This is a genomic window from Curtobacterium sp. UNCCL20, assembly GCF_900101675.1.
Classification (GTDB): Bacteria; Actinomycetota; Actinomycetes; order Actinomycetales; family Microbacteriaceae; genus Curtobacterium.
On record NZ_FNKG01000002.1, the window covers coordinates 452,293 to 472,854 of the forward strand.

Genomic DNA, 20,562 nt, shown 5'->3' on the forward strand with positions numbered 1-20,562 from the left:
TACCGTCCACGGCATGCCGTCCCGTCCCAGCACCGTCGAACGTCGTTTCCGTGGCCGGATCATGGGCGTCGGCACCACCTCGGGCGTGCGGTTCGTCGTCGGCATGTGGGACCGATCGCCGTTCGGGGCGTTCACGGACGTGTTCCTCGAACTCCCCGACGGCACCAGCGTCCTGCTCGCCCCGGACGAGATCGTCGCCGCCTACGTCTCCGGCACCTACCGGTTCGACACCGTGTCGGTCGTCGACATCACCGCACGACGGACCGCGAGCGGCCTCGAGCTCGCCGCGGGATCGCTGCGGGCCACCATCGACGTCGGCACGATCTCGCCGCTCGGCCGGATCCTCCGCATCGTCCCGAAGCCGATCGCCCGCGACCCCCGGTGGCTCGCGGTGATCGACCCCGTGGCGCGTCTCGTCGCTCCCGGATCGGGCACGGCCGGCACGGCGGGCGGCGGCCGACGCGAGTACTACGGCGTCACCGGTGCCCACGACGTCACCGGCGTGCGGGGGACCTGGGCGGACGAACCGCTCGGTTCCCTGGCACCCCTCGACCCGCCCGTGGCGTTCGGCTTCGCGTCGATGCCGCGCATCCCGCAGGTCGTCGACGTCGAGACGACCATCCGCGAGCCCGCCTGACGCGTCGGACCGCCCCAGGTGCGTGTGCATGTTCCGACGTCCCACCTGTCGATCGACGGGTGCGGTGTCGTTCGGTGCGCACGCATCGGGTGCGTGTGCATGTTCCGACGTCCCACCTGTCGATCGACGGGTGCGGTGTCGGTCGGTGCGCACGCATCGGGTGCGTGTGCATGTTCCGACGTCCCACCTGTCGATCGACGGGTGCGGTGTCGTTCGGTGCGCACGCATCCGAGCCGTGGGCGCGCGTGGGAGCCGCACCGCGCCTCCAGGCCGATGCCCGGGCGAAACGCCGGACGCGCCCAGCGTCGAGGGGCAGACTGGCCGGAACGGAACGCGCCCCGGGGAGACCCGGCCGCACGTCGAGCACAACGGGGCGCACGACGCGAGAGGAGCACCATGACCGACACAGAGGCAGACCGGCGAGCAGCCATCTCGGACATCGTCCACGGAGCCCACACGGCACTGTTGACGACCGTGAACGAGGACGGCCAGCTGCACGCGCGGCCCCTCGCCGTGCAGGACAAGGCCTTCCACGGCACACTCCGCTTCCTCGTGCAGGACGGCAGCGAGAAGGTCGAGGACATCGCCCGGAACCCGCACGTGAACGTCGCGATCGAGTCGCAGGGTGGCTACCTGTCCATCGCCGGCACCGCCACGGTCACGAAGGACGACTCCGTGATCGACGAGCTGTGGTCGCCCTTCGCGGAGGCCTGGTTCCCGGAGGGCCGTCAGGACCCCTCGATCCGCCTCCTCACCGTCGAGGGGGACTCGGTCGAGTACTGGACCCAGGACACCGGCCCGGTGGGCAGCCTCGTGCAGACGATCAAGGCCGCGCTCGGCAAGCAGAGCCAGCCCGACACCGGCGACCACGGAACGGTCGAGCTCTAGCCGGTGCTCGGTCCGGCTGCTCGGTTCCTCGTCACGGGGGGCCGAGCAGCCACAGCACGGCGACGAGCACCGGCTGCCCGAGGATCGCGCAGACCACGAGGGTCCAGCGCATCCAGGGCTTCGCCACGAGCTCGGGGGAGCCGAACAGCGGCGCGAGCGGCATCAGCAGCCGGGGCGTCGACGCCATCGGCAGCGACACCGCGAAGACGTAGAGCGCGTACGCGGCGGAGAACACCACGGTCGTGAACCCGAGCTTCCGGGTCGACCGGCGGAGCAGCCACACCGGGTAGGACACGAGCAGGAACACCACGATGAGGACCCCGCCGACGCCGAGCCAGCGCGCGGCGATGAGGAACCACGGGGTGAGCGGCATGAAGTCGACCCGCCCGATGAAGTTCACCCACCACGACATCTCGGTCTCGAGGTAGGCGTTCGGGGTGCCGGTGGCGTGCGCGGCGATGAGCGGCCAGGCGAACCCGGCGACGACCATCGTGACGCCCGCGGCCACGACCCGCACGCGCTCCGCCACCGGGAACGCGTCGAGCGACCGGACCCCCTCGGTCCGACGTGCACGGATCCAGCGCACCAGGGCGATCACGCCGAGGACGAGCGGGATCGCCAGGGCACCCGGTCGGGTGAAGGCGGCGACCACCCCGAGGAGCGTCAGCAGCCCGTACCGCCGTCGTTCGAGGGCGAGGAGCGCGCCGAACGTGAGGGCGAGGAACATGCTCTCGGCGTACCCGACCTGCAGCAGGAACGACAGCGGCCCGCAGGTGAAGAAGAAGACGGCCCAGAGCGCCGCCGCGTTGCCCGCACGGTCGCGGACGAGCCGGTGCAGCAGGTAGGTGGCGAGGAGCCCGGCGAGGAGCGCGATCGCGGGCGCCCCGACGTCGAACGGGACACCGGTCGACGCGGTCAGCATCCTGATCGTGAAGGGGAACGCGGGCAGGAAGGCCCAGGCGTTCTGTGCGACGTGGCCGCCGGCGTCGAGCGGCAGCGTCGTCGGGTAGCCGTGCACCGAGATCTGCTCGTAGTACTGGCCGTCCCACGCCGTCAGGAAGTTGAGGAAGCCGTGGTCGTTGCCCCAGATCGCGTTCTCGGGCAGCGCCCGACCGATGAGCGGGAAGGCCAGCGCGAGCCAGAACGTCGACACGATGCGGCCGCCGGTCCACACGAGGAGGACGGCGGCCCACGCGGGCAGACTGGTCGCGAGGTCGAGGAGCCGACGTCGTCCGCTGGCGATCGACTCCGTCAGGGTCCCGTCGAGTCGAGTCACCGCGGCACTCCGCGGTGTTCGGGCAGGGCAGGGCGCACGCTCCGAGCGTAGACGCGGCTTCCTTGTGGCTTCCTCATCGGCGCGGCGCGCCCGGTCCGTCAGGGCCGCGGTCCGTCGGCCTGGAGGCGCAGCTCGCGTTGTGCAGAGCGGAACCAGCCCGGCGGGTGGCCGGGTTCGTCGGAGGGCTCCCGCCTAGCCTGGAGTCCTCATCCAGACGAACCGAGGAGCACCCGTGCCGAAGACCGCCATCGTGACCGACGCCGCCCCGAAGCCCGCCGGGCCGTACAGCCAGGGGATCGTCGCGAACGGGTTCATCTACACCGCCGGGTTCGGCCCGCAGGACCCGGCGACCGGCCGGATCGCCGACGACGTCGCCGGGCAGACCGCGCAGGTGCTGGCCAACGTGGCCGCCGTCCTCGCCGAGCACGGCGCCACGCTCGACGACGTCGTGAAGTCGACCGTCCACCTCGAGCACTCCGACCGGGACTTCGCGGCGTTCAACGAGGAGTACGCGAAGCACTTCTCCGAGCCGTACCCGGTCCGGACCACCGTGCAGTCGCACCTGGCGAACATCCTCGTCGAGATCGACGTCGTCGCCGTGCTTCCGACCGGGTCCTGACCACCGACCGGGCGCCTGCCGCGGCCGGGGCTGGGGCGTGCGCCGTGGCTGAGTGAAGCCTCACCGACCCCCGGTGTGCGCTCCGTCCCGGCGGAGTCCGGCACCGGGGGTCGCGTGCGTCAGGGCACCCTCGGCGAGGACCGGGACGCCGGCGACCAGGACGTCGTCGATCCCCTCGGCGAGTCGCATCGGGTGGGCGTAGGACGACCGCGCGGCGACCCGCGCCGGATCCACCACGACGAGGTCCGCCACCGCGCCCGCACGGACGCGGCCGCGATCGCCCAGCCGGTAGCGGTCGACGCTCGTGGTGGCGAGGTGCCGCACGGTCTCGGACCACCCGAGCCGGCCCGGCACCGCGTACTCCGCCAGGTACCGGGGGAAGGTGCCGTACGCGCGAGGGTGCGGGTGCGTTCCCACGAAGATGCCGTCCGACCCGGCGGTGTGCCCCGGGAGCCGGAACAGCGGCGCGAGCTCGTCGGCCGTCCGGGGCCGGGGGACCCGCATGACGACGGTGACCTGCAGCGCCGAGTCGACCAGGACGTCGAGCGCGAGGTCGACCGGGTCGGTGCCGGTGGCCGCCGCGGCCTCGGCGAGCGTTCGACCCTGCAGGGCGTGGAACTCCGCGGCGGGCACGTGCGAGAGCGTGATCTGGTCGGCCCATCCCGTGCCGAGGTCGGCGCGGCTGAGCACCCGGTCGAGGACGGCGCCGCGGACCCGGAGTCGCCCGGACTCGTCGGCGACGGCACGGGCGAGGTCCTCGGTGCCGGGGCGGGCGAGGTCGGCGGGCAGGAGCAGCATCGACAGGATCGTGCAGCCGCGCGAGTACGGGTACGCGTCGAAGGACATGGGCGCGCCGGCTGCCTCGAGCTCCGCGAGGGCGGTGACCGCCAGCTCGACCGGGGCGTGCAGGTGTGACACGTGGGCACGGGCGCCAGTCGCTCGGACGAGTGCGGCGATCTCGTCGAGGCCCGCGCGGGCGTTGCCCTCGTAGCCGCCGCGCATGTGCGACACGTACAGGCCGTCGGCGGCGGCGACCTCCGTGCAGAGGGCAGCGAGCTCGGCGGTGTCGGCGAACAGCCCGGGGACGTAGTCGAGCCCCGTCGCGAGCCCCACCGCGCCGTCGGACAGGCCCTGCCGGACCAGTGCGCGCATCGCCTCCGCCTCGACCGGGGTCGCCGGGCGGTCGTCGTCACCGAGGACCTCGTGCCGGACGGTCCCGGCGGGCACCAGGGTCGCGACGTTGACCGGCGTCGTGCCGTCGTACGTCGCGAGGAGCGCTGCGACACCGCCGCCCCGGTAGCGCGGGTGCGGGCCGTCGATCGCGGCGAAGTAGCGGTCGGCGTACGAGCCGTCCCCGGGCGCCGGGCCCACGCCGTCCTGTCCGGTCACGATCGTCGTGACGCCCTGGCGGAGGAGCCCGAGCTGCACGGCCTCGTCGAACACCAGGGAGCCGGCGTGCGAGTGCGCGTCGACGAACCCGGGGAGGACGAGGCGCTCGCCGCAGTCGATCGTGGTGGTGTCCGCCGGGACGTCGAGGTCGGTGCCCACGGCGACGATCCGGCCGTCGGCGACCAGGACGTCGGCACGCACCGGCGTCTCCTCTTCGGCGCGCGACCGTGGCGTCTCCGTCCCGGGCAGGACCGATCCGCCCCGGAGCAGGACCGATCCGCCCCGGAGCAGGACCGCGGCCGTCGGCTCGGTCACCGGGCGAGTGCGGCGACGAGCCGCTCGGCCCGGACACGCAGGGCATCGAGGTCACCACTCGTCAGGGCGTCCCCGACGAGCGGTGAGCCCAGCCCGACCGCGACGGCGCCGGCGGCGAGGTAGTCGGACGCGTCGTCGACACCGATGCCGCCGGTGGGGATCACGTCGACGAAGTCGAGCGGTGCGAGGACCTGCTTGAGGAACGCCGGACCGCCGAGCTGCGCGGCCGGGAAGACCTTCACGGCGCGAGCCCCGAGCCGCCAGGCCCGCACGATCTCGGTCGGCGTCGCAGCCCCCGGGTACCAGCCGAGCCCGCGCTCGTGGGCGCGCTCCCCGATCTCGGCGTCGAGGTGCGGGCTGACCGCGAAGACGGCACCGGCTGCCGCGGCCTCGTCGAGCTGCCGGGGCTCGAGCACGGTCCCGACCCCGATCGACGCCGCGGTGCCGTACCGCTCGGTGGCCCAGGCGATGCCCTCGCGCCAGCGCGGGGTGTTCGTGGTGATCTCGATCGCCCGGACCCCGGCGTCGACGAGGGTGGCGATGACGTCCTCGACGTGCTCGCCGTCCCCGCCGCGCAGGATCGCGATCGCGGGGCCCGCGGCGTGCCGGTGCCGGGCCGGCCCGGTGACGTCGGTGCTGGTGCTGGAGCTGGTGCTGGTGGTGTCGGTCATGGTCTCGTTCCTCAGCGGTCGACGCGGTCGTGGACGGCGTGGTCGACGTCCGAGGGGCTGGTGGGAGCGTGCAGGGCGGCGGGGTCCGGGCAGCGCCAGTCGCTCTCGACGGTGCACGCCAGGGCGCCGGCGTCCGCGGCGCGGTCGAGGGCCTCGTCGGGGGACGCGCCGGACAGCGACGCCGCGAGCCAGCCGGCGACGAAGGCATCACCGGCACCGACGGGGTCGACGACCCGCACCGGGGTGGCGACCCGGCGGAGGAACCGCCCGTCGATCGACGCGACGGCACCCCGCGACCCGAGCTTCACGACGGCGCGGCCGCCCGCGAGTGCGGCGAGCTCGTGCGCGAGGGTCTCGTCGTCGCCCTCGTCGTCGGCGAGGCCGAGCACGAGCCTGGCCTCGTCGTCGCCGGCGAACACGATCGCCGCGCGGCTCGCAGCGGCCCGGTAGCGCTCGCGTGCGGTGTCCGCGTCGATGAGCTTCGGTCGGTGGTTGACGTCGAACGACACCGGGACCCCGGCGGTGTCGGCGCGGTCGATCGCCGCCTCCACCGCCGCTCGGGCGTCGTCGGAGAGTGCGAGCGTGATGCCGGTGACGTGCAGGAGCGCGGCCTGCTCGACGAGGCTGGTCGGCAGGTCGGTGGCGCGGAGGGCCGCTCCGGCCGAGCCCCGGCGGTGGTACGTGACGCGGGTCCGTCCGTCCGTCAGGCGTTCCTTCATCATGATGCCGGTCGAGCGGTCGGGGTCCGGCACGGCGACGACGTCGACGCCCTCGCCGCGGACGTCGCGGGTGACCCGGTCGCCCGCGGGGTCGGTGCCGACGCGGCCGACCCAGGTGGTCGGGACGCCGGCGCGGACGAGCCCGATCGCGACGTTGCTCTCGGCACCGCCGGTGTCGACGCGCATGTGCTCGAGGTCCGGCACGGCACCGACGTCGCGCCCGGTCAGGAGCAGCATCGTCTCGCCGAGGGTCACGACGCGGCCGGTCACCGGGTGCCCTTCGTCAGGGCGAGCTGGGCGGACGAGGAGCCGAGTGCGACGGAGATCTCGAGCGCCGTGCGGACGACGCCGTCACCGAGCTCACGGACGGCCGCGGCGGGGAACCGGGAGGCGAGGCCGGAGATGCTCATCGCCCCGACGACCTGGTTCGCGTGGTCGAGCACCGGAGCGGCGACGCACCGGATGTCCGGCTCGTTCTCGCGGTCGTCGATGCCGTACCCGCGCCCGTGGGTCCGGTCGATCTCGGCACGCCAGCGGTCGTCGTCGACGATGGAGTGCTCGGTCATCGCGATCGCGGGCTCGGCCAGCACCCGGGCGAGCAGCTCCGGCTCGCCGAAGGCCACCATCGCCTTGCCGGACGCGGTGTTCCGCATCGGCAGTCGGTTGCCGATCCGGGAGCCCATCCGGACGGTCCCGCGCGTCTCGACCTTGTCGACGTAGACGATGTCGGTGCCGTCCGGCACAACGAGGTGGCAGGTCAGGCCGGTGGCCTCGGCGGTGCGACGGAGGAAGGGAGCGGCGGCGGCGCGGAGGTCGATGCCCTCGAGGTAGCTCTGCCCGAGGAGCAGCGCGCCGAGTCCGAGGGTGAAGCCGGCGTCCGGGGTGCGGCGGAGCAGGTCGTTCTCGAGCATCGGGGCGGTCAGCCGGAGCACGGTGGACTTCGAGGTGCCGAGCTCGGCCGCCAGCGCGGTGAGCGACACCGAGGGTTCGCCGTTCCGGGTGCGGTCCGCGACGCAGTCGAGCAGGCGGAGCCCGCGGCGCAGGGACAGTGCGGCGTTCCGGGCCGGAGGCGCGTCGTCGGTCGTGGCGACCGGGGTCGTCGCCCGCATCAGAACCACGTCGCGATCGTGTCGGTGACCCGTTCGTCGTCGTCGATGACGAGCACCTGCCGCCACTTGTCGAACACCGTGCACGGGTGGGAGACGCCGAACACGACGACGTCGCCGGGCGTCAGCCCGGCCCATCCCGCTGCCAGCGTGAGGTAGCAGTGCTGGTCGTCGAGGCGGGTGACGGTGACCGCCCCGGGTGGTGGGACGACCTGTGTGCCGGCAGCCGCGCCTCCAGGCAGACCCTGCGGTCGGACGGACCGGACCACCGGCAGCCCCTCGTCGAACGAGATGTCCCGCTTGCCCACCGCGACCAGGGCGAGTCCTGGCTCGGGGCAGGACGTGACGCGGCCCCAGACCTCGATCGCCGGGATGAGCGCGCCCTCGTCCGGGTGGCGGGCGAACGGGGTGCGATCGGCGTAGAAGCCGTCGTCGTGGGTGAGGGACGCGCCGGAGCGGAGCAGGACGTCGAGGTCGTCGGGGCGTTCCGCGACGGCGTCGACCACGCCGTCGAACCAGGCGCTCCCGCCCATGCTCAGCAGGGCTCCGGGGGCGTCGACGAGCGGTCGGACGGCTGCGGCGATCCCGAGCACACCAGCGACGTAGTCCCGCGCGGCGTCGACGCCCGGCAGCCCACCCTCGTACCCGGACACCCCGCGGAGGGTGAGCCCGGCGTCGTGCGCTGACAGCGCGACCTCGTGCGCGGCGGTGGCGGTGCGCACGCCGGTGCGACCGCCGGGGAACCCGACCTCCACCAGGACGTGCAGCTCGCCGTCGACGGTGTCCTGCGCCGCACGGCCGGCTGCCACACCGGCGGGGGAGTCGATGTAGCAGAGGACGTCGGCGTCCGGGTCGGCCGCGCGGCGGGACGCGAGCCAGGCGAGCCCCGCGGGGTCGAGGACCTCGTTCGCGACGAGGATCCGGTGCACGCCGTGCTCCCACGCGACCATCGCCTGCTGGACGGACGCGACCGTGACGCCCCAGGCACCCGCGGCGATCTGGCGCTCGGCGAGGGCCGGCGCCATGTGCGTCTTCATGTGCGGCGCGAACAGGAGCCCGTGCCGCTCGACGTAGGCCTGCATCACCGCCGTGTTGTTCCTCAGGGCGGAGTCCCGCAGGGTCATCACCGGCAGGTAGGCGTGGTCGAGGACGTGGCGGTCCGCCGGTGCCGCCGGATCCGGTGCGCCCTTGGCGGTGACCGTGCCGGGAGCGGGTGTGGTCGTCATCGAGCCTCCGTTGCGTCGTGCGGTGCCCCCACGCTCCCGGTGCCGGGTGTGCGCCGGCAACGCCGCCGTCGTCCTCATTGTGCAGTGCGGAACGACGATGCGGAGCGGCCGTGCGCCGGGCTCCGTCATCTCCACCGTCCGCCACCCGTGCGGGCATAGCCTTGACACGACATGGCGACGACGATGACGACGACACGACGACGTGGGAGCACGGCGGTGGCCGTGCTCGTCGCGGGCACCTTCTTCATGGAGCTCCTGGACGGCACGATCCTGGCCACCGCGGCCCCGGCGATGGGGCGCGACCTCGGTGTCGACTCGGCCGCCGTGGGCGTGGCGATCACCGCCTACCTGGTGACACTCGCGGTGTTCATCCCGGTCAGCGGGTGGCTCACCGACCGGATCGGGTCGCGGACGGTCTTCACCGGGGCGATCGCGCTGTTCACCGTCGCCTCGGCGCTGTGCGCGCTGTCGACCGGACTCGTCGACCTGACGATCTGGCGCATCGTGCAGGGCCTCGGCGGCGCGCTCATGGTGCCGGTCGGGCGGCTCGTCGTGCTCCGGAGCGCCGGCCGCGAGCAGCTCGTCACCGCGATCGCGATCCTGACCTGGCCGGCCCTCGCGGCACCGATCATCGCCCCGTTCGTCGGCGGCGTGCTCGTGGACACCCTGTCGTGGCACTGGATCTTCCTCATCAACATCCCGCTCGGGGTGGTCGCGTTCGTCGCCGCCCTGGTGCTCGTCCCCCAGGAGCGGGCTGCGGAACGGGTCCCGTTCGACTGGTTCGGCTCGCTCCTCGCCTGCTTCGGGCTCGGGTCGCTCGTCGTGATGGCGTCCCTGCTCGCCCTCGACCGCGTCCCGGTGCTCGCGGTGGTGCTGTTCGGCATCCTCGGCGCCGTGTGCTGCTGGCTCGCCGTCTGGCACTTCCGGCGGGCGCCCCACCCCATCATGGGGCTCGACTCGTTCCGCCTCGAGACCTTCCGGGTCTCGCACGCCGGCGGCAGCCTGTTCCGCCTGGCCGTGTCCTCCGTGCCGTTCGTGCTGCCGCTGCTCTTCCAGGACGCCTGGGGCTGGAGCGCCGTCCTCGCCGGGTCCGCCGTGCTCTGGGTGTTCGTCGGCAACCTCGGCATCAAGCCGATGACCACGCCCTTCCTCCGCTGGTTCGGGTACCGGCCGGTGATCATCGTGTCGAGCGCGGTCGCAGCGCTGAGCGTCGTGGCGATGGTGTTCATGACCGAAGAGACCCCGTTCTGGTTGCTCGCGGTGCTGCTCGTCGTCAGCGGAGCGGCGCGCTCGGTCGGCTTCACCGCGTACAACACGATCGCGTTCGCCGACGTGGAGCAGGCCGACATGACGCCGGCGAACACGCTGTCCTCCACGCTGCAGCAGACCGCGGCGGGGTTCGGTGTCGCGGTGGCCGCCGTGGTCATCCGGGCCGCCGCGGGGCTCGGCGGATCGGGGCCGTACGACGCCGCGTTCTGGGTGATCGCGGTCCTGCTCGTGGTGGCGATGGTCGAGGGACTCCTGATGAGCCGCACCGCCGGCGACACCGTCCGGCCCGCCCGCCGGGTGCCCGCCTGAGGCGCCGTCGTCCGTTTCTCGCCACGGTCACACGCACGAAACCCGGCCCGCGCTACAGTCTCAGCATCCGTTTGCGAACGCCGAGTACGGTGACCGCGGCAGGGTGACCGAACCACCCGGAACAGGAAGGCAGCATGGCCGCGCGAGAGCAGCAGGGGACGATCGCAGCCGAGACGGCAGCGGAACCGACCGGGCTGCGCGTCGTCAGCTACAACCTCCGCGAGCACACCGCGAACGGCGAGCTCGCCGCACTGGCCGAGGCCTCCGACGCTGACGTCATCTGCGTGCAGGAGTGCGACAGCAACGACCTCGCGCCGTCCGTCGCCGGGTTGTCCCTGGCCGCCTCGACGAAGGCGAACCGGCTCGGTCTCGCGATCTACAAGCGCGACGACCGGTTCGAGGTCGAGGACTTCAGCATCCACTCGCTCCAGAAGTCGCTGCACGACCGGGTCCTGGCACCCGCGCACGAACGCCTCATCGCGATGCACCTGCGTGACAACGAGGCCGACGCCGAGGTCATCGTGGCCTCGTTCCACGCCTCGCCGCTGACCGCCACCAACTCGCTCCGCCGCAAGCAGATCGAGGCCGCGCACCAGTTCCTCCGCGAGCTCTCGAACGAGGCCCCGGCGATCATGGTCGGCGACTTCAACTACCCCTGGTTCCAGACGAACCTGCGCCGGAAGATCGAGCAGCACGGCTTCGCGCTGTCGCTCTCGGACCAGCCGACGTACCTCCGGTACCGCAAGTTCACGGGCCACTTCGACTTCGCCACGAGCGTCGGGCTGCACATCGCCGGCGTCGAGACGCTGCCGGCCGGCATCTCCGACCACCGGCCGATCCTGGTGCGCGCGCACTACGAGCACCAGGGCGCGACCGGCGCCGTGACCACGCTCGAGTCCCCCGCCGCCTGAGCGGGCGCGACGCGCCGCCGGTCGCCCACCGAGCGGCGCCGCCGAGCGGGCGCGACGCGCCGCCGAGCGGGCGCGACGCGCCGCCGGTCGCCCACCGAGCGGGCGCGACGCGCCGCCGGTCGCCCGCCGAGCGGGCGCGACGCGCCGCGCGGGAGCGCCGAGCGTGACGAATTCTGCCCGCTCGGGGAGCGCCCCGCGCCCACCGCAACGGCCTGGAGGCCCGGGGCCGGTCTCGTGAACCGGCACCGGGCCTCCAGGCGGTTGCGTGCCGGGCGCGCGTCTGGCCGAGATCGCACTCCGGCGGTGTGTGTCCGGTGCGCAACAGCACGAAGTGCGATCTCGGCCACTGCGCGCCTGCGCGCACTGCGCGCCTGCGCGCCTGCGCGAGCGACGGCGCGCCGCGCGTCAGCGACGCAGGGTCGCGCGGGCCAGCCGGTTGCCGATGAACTGGCCGACCTGCACGATGACGACGATCGCGGCCACCGAGACGTAGACGACCCACCAGTCGTACCGCTGCGAGCCGTACACCGTCGCGTACTCGCCGAGGCCGCCGCCGCCGATCAGCGCACCCTGCGCCGTCATGTCGACGATGCCGATGTAGATGAACGTGTAGCCGAGGATGAGCGGGCCGAGGCCCTCCGGGATGAGCACGGTCAGCAGGATCGACACCGGGTGCGCGCCCGACGCCCGAGCTGCCTCGACGACGCCCGGGTCGACGGCGAGCAGGTTCTGCTCGACGATCCGGGACACCGCGAACGACGCCGCGAGCGAGATCGCGAAGGTCACCGCGGGGACGCCGATCGTGGTCTGCACGACCACACGCGACAGCGGTGCGATCGCCGCGAGGAAGATCACGAACGGGATCGGCCGCACCAGGTTCACGACGACGTTGAGGATCGTGTACGCCGTGCGGCTGCCGAGCAGGTTGCCCGGACGGGTGGCGTACAGCGCGAGGCCGAGCGCCAGGCCGATGACGCCCGCGATGACGAGGGAGACCAGCGACATCACGATGGTGTCGCGGATCGAGGACAGGAAGACGTCGAACGTGTCGATCACGCTCTGGAACGAGTTGTTCACGCCGCTCCCTCCTCGTCGGTCGTGACCCCGTCGGCGCGGAGTGCTGCGACGGCCGCGTCGATGGCGGCTGCACCGGCCGCACCGGCCGCACCGGAAGCGCCGGAAGCGCCGGAAGCGCCGGCCGCGCCAGCCGCACCGGCCGCGCCCACGGGCACGCTCAGTTCGTACGTCAGGGAGCCGATGCGGCGCTCGCGGATCTCACCGACCCCGCCGTACACGAGCTCGGCGGTGACACCGGCGGCGCGGAACGCGGCGTCGATCCGGTTCTGCAGTCCGGCTTGGTCGGTGATCTGCACCGTGACCAGTCGACCGGGGTGCCGTTCGCGCAGGCGTGCGAGCGTCTCGGCGGACGGTCGGTCGTGGAGCGCGGTGCGGACGAAGCGCTGCGCGGCGTCGGTCTCCGGAGCGGAGAACACGTCGTAGACGTCCCCGACCTCGACGACCCGGCCCTGCTCCATCACGGCGACGCGGTCGGCGATCTGGCGGACGGCGTCCATCTCGTGGGTGATGACGATGATGGTGACGCCGAGCTCCCGGTTGACGCGGCGGAGGAGCCCCAGTACCTCGGACGTGGTCTCCGGGTCGAGGGCGCTGGTCGCTTCGTCGGCGAGCAGCAGGTCGGGCGACGCGGCCAGCGCGCGGGCGATGCCGACGCGCTGCTTCTGTCCGCCGGAGAGCTGCTCGGGGTAGGCGTGCGCGCGCTCGAGCAGCCCGACGAAGTCGAGGAGCTCGGCCACGCGGCGGTCGCGCTCGGCCTTCGGCACGCCGGCGACCTTCAGCGGGTACGCGACGTTGCCGGCGATCGTGCGGGACCGGAACAGGTTGAACTGCTGGAAGATCATCCCGATCCGGCGACGCGCCAGACGGCGGTCCCGCTCGGGGATCGCCGTCAGCTCCTGGCCCGCCACCGTGACGCTGCCCGAGCTCGGGAGCTCCAGCGCGTTCACGAGCCGCACCAGGGTGGACTTGCCGGCACCGGAGTAGCCGATGACGCCGAGGACCTCTCCCTGGTGCACGTCCAGGGAGACGTCCTCGACGGCCACCACGTTCTCGCCGGTGTCGGCGCGGCGGTAGTGCTTCGAGACGCCGCGGAGTTCGACGAGGACAGCCACTACTGCTTGGCCGCCTTCGCGTCCTTCTCGACCGCTGCGAGCTCGGACTGGAGCTTCGCGGCGCTCTCGTCGCGGCTGACGGCCTCGGGCAGGTCCTTCTTGAAGGCCTTCTGCACCGTGTCGTCCTGGAACAGCTTCGCGAGGGCGAGGTAGGTCGCGTTGTCCTTGTCGGCCTTGCGGACCGCGAAGACGTTGACGTACGGGGCGGCGCTGGCGCTCGAGGGGTCGTCCTGGTAGATCGCGTCGGAGATCGGCAGGCCTGCGGCGGTCGCGTAGTTGTTGTTCACCACGGCGGCGGCGACGGAGCCCTGCTGCAGCGCGTTCGCGGTCTGCGAGGCGTTCAGCGGCTGCACGTCGACCTTCGACGACTCGATGTCGGTGGTCGTCGAGAACGCGGATCCGCCGTCGCGCAGGGTGACGAGCTTCGCGGCCTGCAGGATGAGGAGCGCACGCGCCTGGTTGATCGAGTCGTCCGGGATCGCGACCTTCGCACCCTCGGGGAGCGCCGACGGCTTGTCGTACTTCGTCGCGTAGAGCGGCAGCGGGTAGACGGCGGTCGAACCGATCGGCTGCAGGTCGTCGTTCGAGGTGACGTTGTAGTCCGCGAGGTACTGGATGTGCTGGAACTGGTTGAGGTCCAGCTGCTTGTCCTTCAGCGCCGGGTTCGGCAGCGAGTAGTCCGAGAAGTTCGTCAGCTTGACGGTGACGTCGAGCTTCTCCTTCGCGAGCTTCGTGTACGTGCTCCAGTAGCCGAGGGACTTGTCCGCGACACCGATCGTGACGGTCTTCGGGCTGCCACCGGCTGCGGCGCCGTTGCTGCCGTTGTCCCCGTTGGAGCGCACGGCCCCGACGATCAGGGCGACGACGATCGCGACGACGACCACCGCGGCGGCGATGATCCAGCCGATCGGGCGCTTGCCCTTCGGCTTCTCGGGCAGTGCGGGTGCTGCGGACATGGCGGTGCTCCTCGTGGGCCGTGCTGTGGGGGTCCGCGGTGGTCCGCGGCGTGCAGTCGAGTGTGACGGGCCGCCCCGGACGGTGCGAGTACCGTTCCGCCGTGTTACATCGGTGTCACGGGGTCGGTTGGTTCACTCGGTACGTGCGCAGCATCGAACTCGTCCTGGACGGCCCGTCGGACCGAGCGGTCCGGGTGCTCTGGCAGACCCTCGTCGCCGCGGAGCTGCCGAGCCTCGGACACTCGGGCACGAACGATCCGCACGTCACGCTCGTGGCCGGCGAGTCCCTGCCCGTCCCCGCCGAGCTCGACGCCGCGGTGCCGGAGGCCCTGCGCTTCGCGGGCATCCTCCTCTTCCCCGCCGGCCCCGGTCGGCACGTGCTCGGTCTCGGCGTGGTCGTCGACGAGCCGCTCGCGCGCTTCCACCGTGCGGTCGGCGCCGCGGCTCCGGGGTCGCTCGACTCCTCGCTTCCCGGCCGGTGGGCGCCCCATGTCACGCTCGCGCGGCGCATCCGCGACGTCGATCTCCCCGCGGCGCTCCGGGTCCTGGCCGCGGACTCGCCCCTTCCCGAGGTGCTCACCGTGGGCGGTCTCCGCCACTGGGACGGGGACGCGAAGGTGGTCACCCGCCTGCGGTGATCGCGGTGCCGGCCCGGCACGGGCCCCCCGGTCCGACACCGTGCCCGACGGTCGGCCTGGAGGCGCGGGTCAGGCCCCCAGGACGCGCGCACCGAACGCCGACGCGAACGTCCGGTCCGGGTCCGCCCGGGCTACGAGGTCGCGGAAGTCCGGTACCCGCGGGTACAGCGCCGAGATCGCGTCGCGTCCGAGGGAGCTCATCTTCCCCCAGTGCGGCCGGCCGTCGAAGGGAGCGAGCCGCGCCTCGAGGTCGGGCAGGAGCGCGGCGACCTCGGCGGGGTGCTTCTGCCAGGTGAACGCGATGCAGAGCACGTCCTCGCCCTGCGTCGGGCTGAGCCAGAACGGGTCCGCCGCCATCGTCCGGAGCTCGCACACGTGCAGGTGCGGCTGGATCCGGTCGGCGAGCCCCCGCAGGGCGTCGAGCGCCGCGGCGGCGTGCCGGAGCGGGACGAAGTGCTCGCTCTGCACCTCGGACCCGACGCTCGGCACCGATTCGATCGGGAAGTGTGGCAGCCGGTCCCACCACGGTCCGACCGAACCGTCGCGGGCGGTGTGGTGGCCGTCGCCGGGGGAGCCCGGCAGGCGGGGTGCGCCGAACAGCTCGTCCGGCACGGCGACGTCCTCGGCACCGTCCGGCACGCGGGACTTCAGCAGGACCTCGCTCACCCGGTCGCCGAACACCGTGTACGAGCACACCGAGTACGCCGCGGCGTGGATCTCGGCGACGTGGGCGGTAAAGGTGTCCCAGGGGATCGGACCGTAGGTGTCCTGCCGCATGCGGTAGGCCGGTTCGACGTCGACGGTGACCCGGGTGACGATGCCGAGCAGGCCGAGGTGCAGCACGGCGCCCGGGAAGTCCGGGTCGTCGCGGGAGATCGTCCGCACGGAGCCGTCCGGGCCGAGCACCTCGAACGACCGGACGGCGGTGCTCAGGGACCCGAGGGCGGTGCCGGAGCCGTGCGTCCCGGTGGCGATCGCGCCGCCGAGGGAGATGTGGGGGAGGGACCCCTCGTTGTGCAGGGCGAACCCGGCGCGGTCGATCTCCGGGGCGACGACGCCGTACCGGGTGCCGGCACCCATCGTCGCGGTGGCCCGGACCGGGTCGACCTCGAGGTCGGTGGGGATCCCGGTGAGGTCGAGGAGCACACCGGGAGCGTCCGCCGAGTCGTTGAACGAGTGCCGGGTGCCGAGCCCGTGCACCCGGGGTTCCCGAGCGACGATCTCGGACGCCTCGTCGATGGACGAGGGGCGGAGGACCTGCTCGGCCGTGTAGGTGACCGTGCCGGACCAGTTCAGCTCGCTCGTCGTCGACCGCATGGTGCCCACGATGCCACCTGCGCCCGACACCGCGGCGAGCGCAGGGCGTCGGGCGCAGTGCACCCGACACCCTGGGCTGGGTGTCAGTGCATCGCGGGCGCCGGAGCACCCTCTGGCGACTCCGGCTTGCGCACCATCGCCGAGGTCGCGATGCCGAACAGCGAGATCACCGCACCGACCAGGAACGCGGTCTTCACGCCGGACGCGGTCGCCGCCGCGAGGCCGTCCGCACCGGAGCCCGCCGTCGCCGTCGCGGCACCGATGGTGAGCAGCGTGACGAACAGGGCAGTCCCGGCAGCGCCGGCCAGCTGCTGGGCGGTGCCGAGCACGGCGCTGCCGTGCGAGTACAGCCGCGGCGGTAGCCCACCGAGCGCCGCCGTGAAGAGCGGCGTGAACGTCAGGGCGAGGCCGATGCTCAGGACGACGTGGGCGCCGAGGACGAACCAGACGCTGGTGTCCACGCCGACCGTCGAGAGCGCCCAGAGCACGGCGCTGACGATGATCGAGCCGGGGATGAGCAGCACCCGCGGGCCGCGACGGTCGTAGATGCGGCCGACGATCGGGGAGAGGAGGCCCATGATCAAGCCGCCGGGGAGGAGCAGCAGACCGACCTGCAGGACCTCGAGCCCGAGCACCCGCTCGAGGTAGATCGGCAGCAGGATCAGCGTGCCGAACATCGCCATGAAGCTCAGCCCCATCGCGACGATCGGGATCGTGAACCCGCGGGTCTGGAAGGTGCGCAGGTCGAGCAGGGCACGATCGGTGCGCTGGAGTCGGGTCTGGCGGAACACGAACAGGCCGAGCGCGACGACACCGACGACGAGGGCCGTGATCGGGACGACCGGACCGGTGGTCGCGATCTCGCCGATGCTCGACAGGCCGTAGACGATCCCGCCGAAGGCGAACGCGGACAGCACGACCGACAGGACGTCGAGCGGGGCCTTCCGGGGCGTGGAGACGTTCCGCACCTTGACCATGCCGAGCACGAGCGCGGCGAGCGCGATGGGCAGGACGAAGCCGAACAGCCAGCGCCACGAGAACGCGTTGAGGATGAGCCCGGAGATCGTCGGGCCGATCGCCGGGGCGACGGAGATGACGATCGAGATGTTGCCCATCACGCGACCGCGGTGCGCCGGCTCGACGAGGGTCAGGACCGTCGTCATGAGGAGCGGCATCATGATCGCGGTGCCGCTGGCCTGCACGATGCGACCGAGCAGCAGCATGGTGAACCCGGGCGCGAGCAGGGCGATCAGGGTGCCGGCCGAGAACAGGCTCATCGCCCAGACGAACACCGGCCGGGTGTTGAAGCGCTGCAGCAGGAACCCGGTGATCGGGATGACGACCGCCATGGTGAGCAGGAAGCCGGTGGTCAGCCACTGCCCGGTCGCGGCGCTGATGTCGAGGTCGTCCATGAGCCGCGGCAACGCGACGCCCATGATCGTCTCGTTGAGGATGACGACGAACGCGGAGACGAGCAGCAGCCCGATCACGAGTCGTGTCTCGCCGGGGGAGGGCTGCGAGACGCTCCCGGTGCGGGGTGCGGTGTCGACGGCCTGGGTCATGCGGGGCTCCTGGTGGATCACGACTGGTGGAACGAGGGGGCGCGAGACGCGCAGACAGGGCAACCGCCTGAGTGGATTCGATTATTCCGCTTCGCGCCGACATCCGCAGGTGAACGGTCGGTGCCGACGGGCGATCGGTGCGCGAGGACGATCAGTGCAGGATCGAGAAGCCCTCGACGTCGCCGTGCGGGACGACCGGTCGACAGGACACGTCGGTCACGGTGGCGGACGGCGGCCCGGTCCGGATGAAGGTCATCAGCGCGTTCACGGCCGGTTCCGGCCCCTCCGCCTCGACCTCGACCGTCCCGTCGAACAGGTTCCGGGCGTACCCGGCGAGATCCAGCCCGTCGGCCTTCCGTGCGGTCCAGTACCGGAACCCGACCCCTTGGACCGTCCCCGACACGACGGCGTGCATCCTCGTCACCGTTGTCATGCGGCTCAATGTAGGCGCGCGGTCCGACCGGGAGTTTTCGGCGCTGTTTCCGTCTCGTGAAACCCGGTGATAGGGTCATCTCAACCCGAACATTTCGAGTCGGGATGACACGAACTGGTTGGGGCCACGATGACCACGGAGACGAGCATCCGCGTCGCGGTGTCCACCGTGATCGTCGCGCTGCGGCCGCACCCGGACACCGGCGCCCCGGCGCTCTGGATGCCGCTGGTCCGCCGCGTCGCCGAGCCGTTCGAGGGGTCGTGGGCACTGCCCGGCGGGTGGGTCCGGCCGGACGAGGGGCTCGAGGACTCCGCGGCAGCGCGCCTCCTCGAGACGACGAACGTCCAGCCGCGCTACCTCGAGCAGCTCTACGCGTTCGGCGACGTCGACCGTTCCCCGAGCCGGGTCGTGTCGATCGTGTACTGGGCCCTGGTGCACCCGGACGAGGCGTCCTCGGTGCCGGACGACTGGAACGTCCGCTGGTTCCTGGCCGACGAGCACCCCCCGCTCGCCTTCGACCACGACCGCATCGTGGAGTACGCGCTCTGGCGCCTCCGCAACAAGATGTCGTACTCCCGGATCGCCCAGGCGTTCCTGGGGGACAGGTTCACCCTCGCCGAACTCCGCGGGGTGTACGAGGCGGTGCTCGGGCGTGCGCTCGACCCCGCGAACTTCCGTCGGCAGGTCGAGAAGACCGACGCGGTCCTGCCGACCGACGAGACCACGAGCGGGGGACGGCACCGTCCGGCCCGGCTGTACCGCTCGAACCCCGACCTCGCCTACGCGGACAACGGCCCGCTGCAGCAGGGCACGACACCGAAGAACCGATAGGAACACCGTGTCCATCGCGACCACCATCGAACTGATCTCCAACGGCCGGGCCGCGGGGAGCACCTGCACGCCGGACCTCGCCATGCCGACCTGGGACTTCGACTCCCGCCCCGGGTACGGCCCGGGGTCGTCGATGTCCGACGTCATCCCGACGAGCGCCCCGCGCCAGGGCGTCCTGCCGGACGAGTACAAGAACGCGCCGGTGGACGAACTCCACGAGCGCATCGAGCGGGCGAAGGCGACCCTGGGCGACCGGGTCGTCGTGCTCGGGCACTTCTACCAGCGCGACGAGGTGGTGCGGCACGCCGACTTCCTCGGCGACTCGTTCCAGCTCGCGAACGCCGCGCTGACGAAGCCGGACGCCGAGGCGATCGTGTTCTGCGGCGTGCACTTCATGGCCGAGACCGCGGACATCCTCGCCCGCGACGACCAGCGGGTCATCCTGCCGAACCTCGCCGCCGGCTGCTCGATGGCGGACATGGCGGACATCGACAGCGTCGAGGCGGCCTGGGCCGAGCTCACCGCGGTCTACGGCACCGAGCCGGACGCCGACGGCCGGGTGCCGGTCATCCCGGTCACGTACATGAACTCGGCGGCCGACCTCAAGGCGTTCTGCGGCCGGAACGGCGGGATCGTCTGCACGTCGTCGAACGCCGCCACCGTCCTCGAGTGGGCGTTCGAGCGGGGGCAGCGCGTGCTGTTCTTCCCGGACCAGCACCTCGGCCGGAACACGGCGAAGGCGATGGGCATCAGCACCGACCTGATGCCGATGTGGAACCCGCGGAAGCCGCTGGGGGGCAACGAGGCGAGCGACCTCGAGGCCGCGAAGGTCATCCTCTGGCACGGCTTCTGCTCGGTGCACCGTCGCTTCACGGTCGAGCAGATCGAGCAGGCGCGCGCCGAGCACCCGGGCGTGCAGGTCATCGTCCACCCGGAGTGCCCGATGGCCGTCGTCGACGCCGCCGACCACGCCGGCAGCACCGACCTCATCCGGAAGACCGTGGCCGCGGCGACCGAGCCGACCACGTTCGCGATCGGCACCGAGATCAACATGGTCAACCGGCTCGCCGCCGAGTTCCCGCAGCACACGATCTTCTGCCTCGACCCCGTCGTCTGCCCCTGCTCGACGATGTACCGCATCCACCCGGGCTACCTCGCCTGGGTGCTCGAGGCCCTCGTCGACGGCGAGGTGCTCAACGAGATCGTCGTCCCCGCCGACGTGCAGGCCGACGCCAAGGTCGCCCTCGAGCGGATGCTCGCCGCGAAGCCGCGCTGAGGCCGGTGGCGAGCAGGAACGGACG

Annotated in this window: 20 protein-coding genes; 8 read left to right on the forward strand and 12 right to left on the reverse strand. The window is 72.4% G+C overall.

The features are described 5' to 3' along the window. Positions 1-13 precede the first annotated feature (13 nt). Positions 14-637, forward strand: coding sequence for a hypothetical protein (locus BLT36_RS11460; RefSeq protein WP_092095258.1), 624 nt, complete (start codon positions 14-16; stop codon positions 635-637). 396 nt (positions 638-1,033) lie between these two features. Continuing rightward, positions 1,034-1,525 carry a pyridoxamine 5'-phosphate oxidase family protein gene (locus BLT36_RS18755; RefSeq protein WP_175529612.1) on the forward strand — a complete coding sequence of 164 codons (492 nt, stop codon included), beginning with the start codon at positions 1,034-1,036 and terminating at the stop codon, positions 1,523-1,525. 31 nt (positions 1,526-1,556) lie between these two features. Here BLT36_RS18755 and BLT36_RS11470 read toward each other — a convergent pair whose 3' ends face one another. Further along, positions 1,557-2,801 (reverse strand): hypothetical protein, encoded by a 1,245-nt coding sequence (locus tag BLT36_RS11470; RefSeq protein WP_092095261.1) that lies wholly within the window; start codon positions 2,799-2,801, stop codon positions 1,557-1,559. A 232-nt stretch (positions 2,802-3,033) separates the two neighbouring features. On the opposite strand from BLT36_RS11470, the gene BLT36_RS11475 reads away from it, so the two are divergent. Then, positions 3,034-3,420, forward strand: a complete 387-nt coding sequence (locus BLT36_RS11475; RefSeq protein ID WP_092095263.1) for a RidA family protein — start codon at positions 3,034-3,036, stop codon at positions 3,418-3,420. 60 nt (positions 3,421-3,480) lie between these two features. Here BLT36_RS11475 and BLT36_RS11480 read toward each other — a convergent pair whose 3' ends face one another. Genes BLT36_RS11480 through BLT36_RS11500 form a run of 5 tightly spaced genes read right to left on the reverse strand, consistent with a single transcriptional unit; the run spans position 3,481 to position 8,846 of the window. After that, entirely contained in the window at positions 3,481-5,124 is a 1,644-nt protein-coding gene (locus tag BLT36_RS11480) for an N-acyl-D-amino-acid deacylase family protein (protein WP_254787584.1), read from the reverse strand. Beyond that, a complete protein-coding gene (locus BLT36_RS11485) occupies positions 5,121-5,795 on the reverse strand; it encodes a bifunctional 4-hydroxy-2-oxoglutarate aldolase/2-dehydro-3-deoxy-phosphogluconate aldolase (RefSeq protein ID WP_092095265.1) in 675 nt (224 codons plus the stop codon). Before BLT36_RS11485 ends, BLT36_RS11480 begins: the two co-directional genes overlap by 4 nt. A gap of 11 nt (positions 5,796-5,806) precedes the next feature. Continuing rightward, on the reverse strand, positions 5,807-6,784 hold the full coding sequence (locus BLT36_RS11490; RefSeq protein ID WP_092095267.1) for a sugar kinase: 978 nt from the start codon (positions 6,782-6,784) through the stop codon (positions 5,807-5,809). Next, positions 6,781-7,623: an IclR family transcriptional regulator gene (locus tag BLT36_RS11495; RefSeq protein ID WP_092095268.1), complete on the reverse strand. Its 843-nt coding sequence runs from the start codon at positions 7,621-7,623 to the stop codon at positions 6,781-6,783. The genes BLT36_RS11490 and BLT36_RS11495 overlap by 4 nt, the downstream gene beginning before the upstream one ends. Then, entirely contained in the window at positions 7,623-8,846 is a 1,224-nt protein-coding gene (locus BLT36_RS11500; RefSeq protein WP_175529613.1) for an alanine racemase, read from the reverse strand. The genes BLT36_RS11495 and BLT36_RS11500 overlap by 1 nt, the downstream gene beginning before the upstream one ends. A gap of 171 nt (positions 8,847-9,017) precedes the next feature. Between BLT36_RS11500 and BLT36_RS11505 the strand changes: the two genes are divergently transcribed. Both BLT36_RS11505 and BLT36_RS11510 read left to right on the forward strand, forming a co-directional pair. After that, entirely contained in the window at positions 9,018-10,424 is a 1,407-nt protein-coding gene (locus BLT36_RS11505) for an MFS transporter (RefSeq protein WP_217638298.1), read from the forward strand. Positions 10,425-10,558: 134 nt separating this feature from the next. Further along, on the forward strand, positions 10,559-11,335 hold the full coding sequence (locus tag BLT36_RS11510; RefSeq protein ID WP_092095271.1) for an endonuclease/exonuclease/phosphatase family protein: 777 nt from the start codon (positions 10,559-10,561) through the stop codon (positions 11,333-11,335). A 405-nt stretch (positions 11,336-11,740) separates the two neighbouring features. On the opposite strand, the gene BLT36_RS11515 is transcribed toward BLT36_RS11510, so the two are convergent. Genes BLT36_RS11515 through BLT36_RS11525 form a run of 3 tightly spaced genes read right to left on the reverse strand, consistent with a single transcriptional unit; the run spans position 11,741 to position 14,480 of the window. Next, a complete protein-coding gene (locus tag BLT36_RS11515) occupies positions 11,741-12,412 on the reverse strand; it encodes a methionine ABC transporter permease (protein WP_254787586.1) in 672 nt (223 codons plus the stop codon). Then, on the reverse strand, positions 12,409-13,524 hold the full coding sequence (locus BLT36_RS11520) for a methionine ABC transporter ATP-binding protein (RefSeq protein ID WP_092095273.1): 1,116 nt from the start codon (positions 13,522-13,524) through the stop codon (positions 12,409-12,411). The genes BLT36_RS11515 and BLT36_RS11520 overlap by 4 nt, the downstream gene beginning before the upstream one ends. Next, complete coding sequence (locus BLT36_RS11525) at positions 13,524-14,480, reverse strand: MetQ/NlpA family ABC transporter substrate-binding protein (protein WP_092095274.1); 957 nt, start codon at positions 14,478-14,480, stop codon at positions 13,524-13,526. The genes BLT36_RS11520 and BLT36_RS11525 overlap by 1 nt, the downstream gene beginning before the upstream one ends. Positions 14,481-14,623: 143 nt before the next feature. Between BLT36_RS11525 and BLT36_RS11530 the strand changes: the two genes are divergently transcribed. Beyond that, complete coding sequence (locus tag BLT36_RS11530) at positions 14,624-15,118, forward strand: 2'-5' RNA ligase family protein (protein WP_092095276.1); 495 nt, start codon at positions 14,624-14,626, stop codon at positions 15,116-15,118. Between the two features lie 69 nt (positions 15,119-15,187). Here BLT36_RS11530 and BLT36_RS11535 read toward each other — a convergent pair whose 3' ends face one another. The 3 genes from BLT36_RS11535 to BLT36_RS11545 all read right to left on the reverse strand — a co-directional run bounded on the left by BLT36_RS11535 (position 15,188) and on the right by BLT36_RS11545 (position 18,430). Beyond that, a complete protein-coding gene (locus BLT36_RS11535; protein WP_139166446.1) occupies positions 15,188-16,435 on the reverse strand; it encodes an FAD-binding protein in 1,248 nt (415 codons plus the stop codon). An 83-nt stretch (positions 16,436-16,518) separates the two neighbouring features. Then, positions 16,519-17,997, reverse strand: coding sequence for an MDR family MFS transporter (locus tag BLT36_RS11540; protein ID WP_092095280.1), 1,479 nt, complete (start codon positions 17,995-17,997; stop codon positions 16,519-16,521). Positions 17,998-18,148: 151 nt separating this feature from the next. Further along, entirely contained in the window at positions 18,149-18,430 is a 282-nt protein-coding gene (locus BLT36_RS11545) for an acylphosphatase (RefSeq protein WP_254787587.1), read from the reverse strand. A 129-nt stretch (positions 18,431-18,559) separates the two neighbouring features. On the opposite strand from BLT36_RS11545, the gene BLT36_RS11550 reads away from it, so the two are divergent. Both BLT36_RS11550 and nadA read left to right on the forward strand, forming a co-directional pair. After that, a complete protein-coding gene (locus tag BLT36_RS11550; protein ID WP_092095284.1) occupies positions 18,560-19,261 on the forward strand; it encodes an NUDIX hydrolase in 702 nt (233 codons plus the stop codon). Between the two features lie 7 nt (positions 19,262-19,268). After that, on the forward strand, positions 19,269-20,537 hold the full coding sequence (gene nadA, locus BLT36_RS11555) for a quinolinate synthase NadA (protein WP_092095286.1): 1,269 nt from the start codon (positions 19,269-19,271) through the stop codon (positions 20,535-20,537). Positions 20,538-20,562: the final 25 nt, after the last annotated feature.